The sequence below is a fragment of the Immundisolibacter sp. genome (assembly GCF_028696615.1).
Lineage (GTDB): Bacteria > Pseudomonadota > Gammaproteobacteria > Immundisolibacterales > Immundisolibacteraceae > Immundisolibacter.
The window spans coordinates 1-7,323 of sequence record NZ_JAQVGQ010000140.1; the positions used below are offsets into that span (position 1 = coordinate 1).

Sequence of the window (7,323 nt, forward strand, 5' to 3'; positions counted from 1 at the left end):
GGGTTGTCCGATGGCGCGACGCCGCGGGTGCTGGTGGGCGCCAAGCTGGCGGCCGCAGGCGAGCAGATGCCGGCGGTGGTGGCGCACTGCCCGGGCGCGCTGGGGGTCGACGACGTCGGTCCGGTGTTGGGCGTGCTGGCGCAGACGCTGGCCGGCATGGACGCGCTGGCGGCCGGCTCGCTGCAGGTGCTCTGTCACGATCCGCAGCACCAGCAGCCGCGGTGGGTGGTGGTGCTACCGCCACCGCGCGGTGGGAAGCCGGCGATCCCCCCGCGCCTGCAACTGCCGGCTGCGCAGTTCGAGGCGGCGCTGCTGGAGCAGTACCTGTTCGCGGTGTTCAACGGCCTGCTGCTGGATTCGCTGCTGGCCGAGAACCAGCAGCGCATCGCCCACCTGCAGGCGGCGCTGCAGCGGCTCGACGAGCGCTGTGAGACGCTGCGCCAGCGCCAGCGCCGGGCCCGTCAGGAGCAGATCATCGAAGAAGTGGAGGTGGCGCTCAGCGTGGCCGGCGCTGGGCGCTGATAAACGCGCCGATTGGGTTTGGCGTTTTCTTGTCCGGCGGGAATCCTGGCGTTTCCGAGCCGCCGCACAAAACTTGCCAAACGATCGGTAATGTCTCAATATCGGGGACAGTATCAGCCTTGTCGCCGCGACCCCACACGCAGGAGACGATCATGGGCAAGCTCGAACCGCCGTTTGTCACCAAATACCCCACCGACGTGCCGGTGATGGGCGATGCGCCGCTGCCGGTGGCGCCGTACGTCAGCCGTGAGTTTTTCGAACGCGAGCGCGAAAAGGTCTTCAAGCGCGCTTGGCTCGAGGTGGCGCGTGCCGAGGACATCCCACACCCGGGCGACTACCTGGTGGTGGATATCGAGGTGCTGGGCTGGTCGTTGATCCTCACGCGTGGCGCAGATGGCCAGCTGCGGGCGTTCCACAACATGTGCACCCACCGTGGCAACAAGCTGGCGCAGCGCAAGTCGGGCAATGCCAAGGGTTTCACCTGCGGTTTCCACGGCTGGGTGTTCGGCAACGACGGAGAACTCAAGCACATGGCCGGCGAGGAGTATTTCCCGCCCGGCACGGACCGCTGCAAGCTCGGCCTGAAGCCGGTCACGCTCGACACCTGGAACGGCTTCGTGTTCATCCACCCGCAGGCCGAGCCGCCGCAGCCGCTGCGCGAGTTCCTGGGCGGCATGGCCGACCAGCTCGACCGCTTCCCGTTCGACCGCTGCACGCGCATCGCCCGCTACGAGGCCACACCGCGCGCCAACTGGAAGGTGGTGCTGGACGCCTTCCAGGAGGCGTTTCACGCCATCATGGTGCACCGCGCCTCGCTGCCGAATTCGGCCGCCGCGCCGCAGAATCCGTCCGCCGCACTGACCTCGGCGCGGTTCTATGGGCCGCACCGCTCGCTGTCGGCCTGGGCCAATCCGGCCTACCGGCCGCCCGAGGTCGGCATGATCGTTGGCAAGTACGGGCCGACGTTTGCCACTGCCAAGGACCAGTTCCCGGGCATCAACCCGAGCGGTGACGACAACTGGTGGTTCGACATCAACGTGTTCTTTCCGAATTTCTTCTGCGACACCGGGCCCGGCTGGTATTTCACCTACAACTTCTGGCCGATTTCGGAAAACCAGACGCGCTGGACCATGGACATCTACCAGCTGAAGGCCGAGCACGCCGGCGGCCTGCTGGCGCAGGAGCACACCAAGATCCTGCTGCGCGACGCGGTGCTGGAGGACTTCAGCACGCTCGAGGCCACGCAGCAGATGATGGAGTCGGGCGTGCTCACGCACATCACCATCAGTGAGCTCGAGATCGCACTGCGCCACCAGATGCACGTCATCGACCAGTGGCTGGCTGCCTGATGGCCACCGAACCGATGCTGCCGGCGCAGTTTGCGCAGTGGGAGCCGTACGCGGCCACCTGGTGCCTGGCCACGGAGCGCGAGCGGCGCGAGCAGCGCATGCGCAGCACGCAAGCGGAACTCGAACAGTTCTATAAGGCGGTCAAGCCGCGCCTGGACGAGGCCATCCAGTATCTGAACGGCTTTGCGCTCGACGCGCTGCCGCCGCAGGAGCGCAACCTGCTGAACCTCGCCCTGTCGCTGGTGGAAATTTCGGTGGCGGTGGAGCTGTTCTTCAATCCCTGGCCGCGGGATGCCTACCCGTGGCAGAAATTCTCGGTGGCTTACTGATGCGCTGACCGTGGGCGCGCTGGCCGCGCTCAGGGAAACGCCGAAAAATTCCATCGCTGGAATTTTTCGGCTTGCCGTGGCTTTGCTTGGTCGAAGCCGCGTCCGCACAGGTGCCGCGCGCGGCGAGTTGGAAAAGGGCAGGACAGCCCTTTCGACGGCCTGTTAGCGGCGTCCGCGCGGACCCTTGACGACGCCCAGGCCCGCCACGTTCGGGTGTGGGTTGTCGGTCCGCCACGCCTCGATGTTGTCCGGCGTGGTCGGGGCGTGCAGCAGGTAGCCCTGGATCAGGTCGCAGCCGTGCTCGCGCAGGTAGCGCAGCTGGGCGGCCGTCTCCACGCCCTCGCCGACGACCTCGAGGCCGAGGTTGTGCCCCATGTCGATGATGCCGTTGGTGATGGCGGCATCGTGGGCGTTCTCCGGCAGTTCGACGACAAACGAGCGGTCGATCTTGACCGTCTGCACCGGCAGGTGCTTGAGGTAGCCGAGCGACGAATAACCGGTGCCGAAGTCGTCGATGGCGACCCGCACGCCCAGGGCGCGTAGCCGCGCGAGCACCGCGGCCGAGGCATCGAGGTCCCGCATCAACGTGGTTTCGGTGATCTCGAGCTCGAGGCGTTGCGGGGCATGGCCGGTATCTTCCAGCGCCCGCGCCACGGTATCCACGAACTCCGGCGCCGTCAGCTGCGCGCCGGACACGTTCACCGCCATGCGCAGCGGTGGCAGGCCGCGTTGTTGCCAAAGTCGATTCTGCCGGCATGCTTCGCGCAGCACCCACTCGCCGATGGGACCGATCAGGCCGGTGTCTTCGGCCAGCGGGATGAAGTCGACCGGCGACACCAGGCCACGCTGCGGGTGCTGCCAGCGGATCAGCGCCTCGACGCCGGTGACCGTGCCGCTGCCGAGGTTCATCTGCGGCTGGTAGAACAGCAGCAGCTCGGACCGCTCGAGCGCTTTGCGCAGGTCCGTTTCCATGCCCAAGCGCCGGCGCACGGCGACGCTCATCTGCGATTGCCAGAAATGATGACGCCCGCCGCCGGTCGACTTGGCCTGGTTGAGCGCCGTCTCGGCGTGCCGGATCAGGCCGTCGGTGTCGCGATCGTCGCTCGGATACAGCGCAACGCCCATGCTGGCACCGAGCACCAGTTCCTGGTCGCGCACATGCAGCGGCTGCGCCACTGCCGCCAGAATTTTGCCGGCCAGCCGGTCGGCGCCGTCCGGGCCGTCGGTTTCGAAGGCCAGCGCAAACTCGTCGCTGCCGACCCGCCCCAGCAGGTCGTCGGCGCGCAGCTGGCGGCGGATGCGGTCGCCGAGCTGCACCAGCACCTCGTCGGCCAGGTCGTGGCCGAGGGTTTCGTTGAGCACCTTGAAGCGGTCCAGGTCCAGCGCCGCCACCGCCAGGCAGGTGTTGCCGTCCGCGGTTTCGAGCCGCTGGCGCAGCCGCTCGCGAAAGCCGGCGCGGTTCGGCAAGCCGGTCAGGGTGTCGTGATAGGCCAGGCGATGGGCGTGCCGCTCGGAGGCGCCCGCCTGCAGCAGCCGCGTCACGCGCCGGCGCAGCACGCCGTGGTTGATCGGTTTGGTGATGTAGTCGGCGGCGCCGGCCCGAAACGCCCTTTCGACGGAAATCTCGTCCGCCAGGCTGGTGATCATCAGCACCGGCGTGCGCTGCGCCAGCGGCTGGGAGAGGATCTGGCGACAGGTGGTGAAGCCATCCTGGCGCGGCAGGCGGGCGTCCAGTAGCACCAGGTCGGGCCGGATGCGCGGGTACAGCTGCATGGCCTCTTCGCCGTCGCCGGCCTCGATCACCCGGTAGCCGTCCAGTTCGAGCAGGCCACGCAGCGCCAGGCGAGTGCTGTGGTCGTCCTCGACCAGCAGGATGGTGAAGTGTGATTGCGCCTGGCTGGCGGAGCGGCTGCCAGGCGGGCCGGGCGACCAGTGCGCCAGGGCGGCGCGCGTGGCGCCGTGTAGGGCATCGAGCTCGCCGGCCGCCTCGGCGAGGCCGGGGAAGTCCGGGTTGGCGCCGCCGGCCAGACGCTCGATGCGTTCGACCCGCTCGGCTAGGCGTTCGGCGCCGATGTTGCGGGCACTGCCTTTCAGCGTGTGGGCGAGATCGCGGATACGCGCCGTATCGCGCTGCCGGACGGCCTGTCGCAGCTCACCGATGTAGCGGGCGGCGTCGTCGATGAAGGTACGGATCACCGTCGGCAGCGCATCACCGATGGCGTCTTGCAGGTCGGTCAACACGGCCGGGGCGATGATCCCGTCCGCCGGCACCGGCGCGGCCGGGGCGTCGTCGCTGCCGCTTCCCGGCAGTACCGCCCATTTCTGCAATAGGTGCTGGATGGCCGTCAGCTGCATGGGCTTGGGCAGCATGTCGTCCATGCCGGCGCTGCGGCACTCGTGCAGCAGCGCGGCGTCCGTGTTGGCGGTCATGGCGATGATCGGCACGTGCTGGCCGGCCGGCTCGTTGACGCGGATGCGCCGTGTGGCCTCGAGTCCATCCATGCCGGGCATGTTGCAGTCCATGAAAATGGCCGCATACGACTCGGCGGTCGATTGGGTGACGGCGCTTTCGCCATCGCCGACCAGGTCCACCTGACAGCCGCTGGCCTCCAGCAGGCCCTTGGCTACCAGCTGGTTGGTGGCGTTGTCCTCGGCCACCAGCACGCGCGGGTTCGCGCGGCGCGGCAACGCGGCCGGCACATGCGCCGGCGGCGCCAGCGCCGGGGCTTCGGCCAGCTCGAGCGGCAGCGAGAACCAGAACGTGCTGCCGACGCCCGGCTGGCTGTCCACACCGATCTCGCCGCCCATCAGCCGCACCAGCTGGCGGCTGATGGTCAGGCCCAAACCGGAGCCGCCGAACTGGCGTGTGGTGGAGCTGTCGGCCTGGGTGAAGGATTCGAAGATGCGGTCGAGGTCGGCGTCGGCGATGCCGATGCCGGTGTCGGTGACCCGGAACATCAGCCGGGCGCGGTCGACGGTGCGTTCGGCCACCGCGATGTGCAGCCGCACTTCCCCGGCCGGCGTGAATTTGATGGCGTTGCCGATCAGGTTGGTCAGCACCTGGCCGATGCGCATCGGATCGCCGGCCACGCCTGCCGGCACGTCGGGGGCGATGTCCACCTGCAGCGCCACCGCTTTGCTGCGGGCCTGCGGCTCGAACAGGGCGACGACCTCGCGCACCTTGGCCGGCAGGTCGAAGGGGATGTGTTCGATCTGGATGCGCCCGGATTCCAGGCGCGAAAAATCCAGGATGTCGTTGATCAGCGCCAGGAGGGTTTTGCCGCAGGACGCGGCGATGTCCAGCCGTTCGCGCTGCTGGCCGCTCAGCGGCGACTCGCGCAGCAGCTGCAGCATGCCCAGCAGGCCGTTGAGCGGGGTGCGGATCTCGTGACTGACGCTGGCGGCGAACTGTGCTTTCAGGCGCGCCGCGTCGAGCGCCGCATCGCGCGCCTCGCGCAGTTCGAGCTCGCGGTTGCGCAGGCGGTCCATCATGCTGTTGAAAGCATGCTCCATCTGCTGCACGTCGGCCGGGCCGGACAGCTCGGCGCGTACCGTGGTGTCGCCCGCCTCGGTGCGCGCCATCACGCGCGCCAACGCCTGGATGGGCTGCGAGATGCGGCGCAAGATCGCCAGCAGCAGCGGCAGGAACAGCGCCGCCGTGACGATGCTGAGCGCGGCGGTCGACAGCAGGATTTCGCGCGTGACCTCGCCGAGTGCCGCTTTGCTGATGGCCACCGCCACCTGTCCTTGATACTGCGGAGGCGGCACCGCTTCGCCGAAGACGGTGACGTCCTGGTCGGTGGTGCCGACGAATACCGGCGCCCCGAACAGCCAGTAGGTGTCGGCGTCGCGCAGCAGCCGGGTGGCGTCGTTGGGGCGCCAGGAAGCGGTGATCTGGACCGGCACGTCGTCGGTCAGGCCACGGCGCAGCAGGGTCGAGCCGTCGGCGTTGAATACCGCCACGCCGACCACGTTCGGAAACCGCAACAGGCCGTCGGTGGCGCTTTCGGCGTTTTCCGGTGAGCCGTAGAGCAGCGCCAGCGTGGCCTGCGCGGCGTAGCGTTCGGTCAGCAGCCGGCCCTGGTCGAGCAGTTCGCCGCGCGCCCGATCGACGGCGAGCCAGGAGATGCCGCCGGCGATGGTCAGCGACAGCAGTAGGGCGCCCAGGCAGCACACCAGCATCACCAGGGTGTCGCTGCGCAGGCGGGCGAGGCGGGTGTGTCTCATGGCGTCCTGGCGGTCTAGCGGGCGGGCAGTACGACGTCGAACTGCTGCGCATCCAGTGGCAGCCCCAGATGCTCGGCCGTGCGGCGATTGATGGCCCGGCGCAGCGCCCGGTTCGGTAAGAACCCGGCCGTTTTGCCACTGGCGCAGGCCAGCGCCAGGCGCGCCAGATCGGCCCCCATGGCCGTATTGTCCGGAAACAGCGCGAACAATACGCCATTGGCCACGTGCTGGAGCGATCCCGAGAACACGATCACGTTGTGCGACCACGCCAGGCTGAGAATGTCGGGCAGGTTGGCATCGGTGCCGATCAGCGCCGGGTCCTGACCCAGCCACACCGCCTCGGCGGTGTTATCGGCGCGGCGCAGGATGTCTTGATACGTTTGGCTCGCGGTGCGTGCGTCGTCGGCGGCGTGGACGACCAAATCAATGCGCAGCTTGCGTGCTGCGGCCTGCGCGTGCGGGAGCAGCCAGTCGCTGCGTTCCGGGCGATAAATCCAATGCACCCTGCGCACGCCGGGGCGCAGTTTCAGCAGTTGCGCGAACAGCGCCTCCGGGTCCGGTTCGAGGCTGATGCCGGGCAGCGGCGGCTGGCCGGCGGGCGACACGATGGCCCCGGTGACCACCGGCAGGCGCGATGCCAGCGGTGCGGCGGCCTCCACGGCGGCGCTGCCGAGCGCGATCAGCACCCGCTCGTTGCCGAGGGCGAGTGCGCTGCCTGCCGGCAGCAGCTCCAGGCGCGTATCGGCGGTCTGGCGGATGCCGTCGGCGATTTGCTGCAGGATGGACCGGTACGGCTCGCGCACGTCCGGCATCACCACCAGCACTTCGGCGGCGCAGACCGTGCAGGCGACGCCGGCGAGCAGGGCCAAAACCAGCAGGTGAACGGTTGCTTTCAA

At 68.8% G+C, this 7,323-nt stretch carries 5 protein-coding genes; 3 read left to right on the forward strand and 2 right to left on the reverse strand.

All coding sequences use genetic code 11. The features are described from left to right. The 3 genes from PHC73_RS09685 to PHC73_RS09695 all read left to right on the forward strand — a co-directional run. On the forward strand, positions 1-522 hold a 522-nt coding region (locus tag PHC73_RS09685), incomplete at its 5' end, for a F0F1 ATP synthase subunit gamma (RefSeq protein WP_300127232.1). A gap of 152 nt (positions 523-674) precedes the next feature. Then, entirely contained in the window at positions 675-1,871 is a 1,197-nt protein-coding gene (locus PHC73_RS09690) for an aromatic ring-hydroxylating dioxygenase subunit alpha (protein ID WP_300127235.1), read from the forward strand. Continuing rightward, positions 1,871-2,200 carry a hypothetical protein gene (locus PHC73_RS09695; protein ID WP_300127275.1) on the forward strand — a complete coding sequence of 110 codons (330 nt, stop codon included), beginning with the start codon at positions 1,871-1,873 and terminating at the stop codon, positions 2,198-2,200. Before PHC73_RS09690 ends, PHC73_RS09695 begins: the two co-directional genes overlap by 1 nt. A gap of 162 nt (positions 2,201-2,362) precedes the next feature. Here the strand turns inward: PHC73_RS09695 and PHC73_RS09700 are convergent, their stop codons facing one another. Next, positions 2,363-6,427: an EAL domain-containing protein gene (locus tag PHC73_RS09700; protein WP_300127296.1), complete on the reverse strand. Its 4,065-nt coding sequence runs from the start codon at positions 6,425-6,427 to the stop codon at positions 2,363-2,365. 14 nt (positions 6,428-6,441) lie between these two features. Beyond that, positions 6,442-7,323, reverse strand: an 882-nt coding sequence (locus PHC73_RS09705; protein ID WP_300127298.1) for a hypothetical protein, incomplete at its 5' end; no start/stop codon positions are given.

Excerpts from the sequence above, each read along its gene's own strand:
- PHC73_RS09695 (WP_300127275.1), top strand. The coding sequence starts at position 1,871 with ATGGCCACCGAACCGATGCTGCCGGCGCAGTTTGCGCAGTGGGAGCCG.
- PHC73_RS09690 (WP_300127235.1), top strand. The coding sequence starts at position 675 with ATGGGCAAGCTCGAACCGCCGTTTGTCACCAAATACCCCACCGACGTG.
- PHC73_RS09700 (WP_300127296.1), bottom strand. The coding sequence starts at position 6,427 with ATGAGACACACCCGCCTCGCCCGCCTGCGCAGCGACACCCTGGTGATG.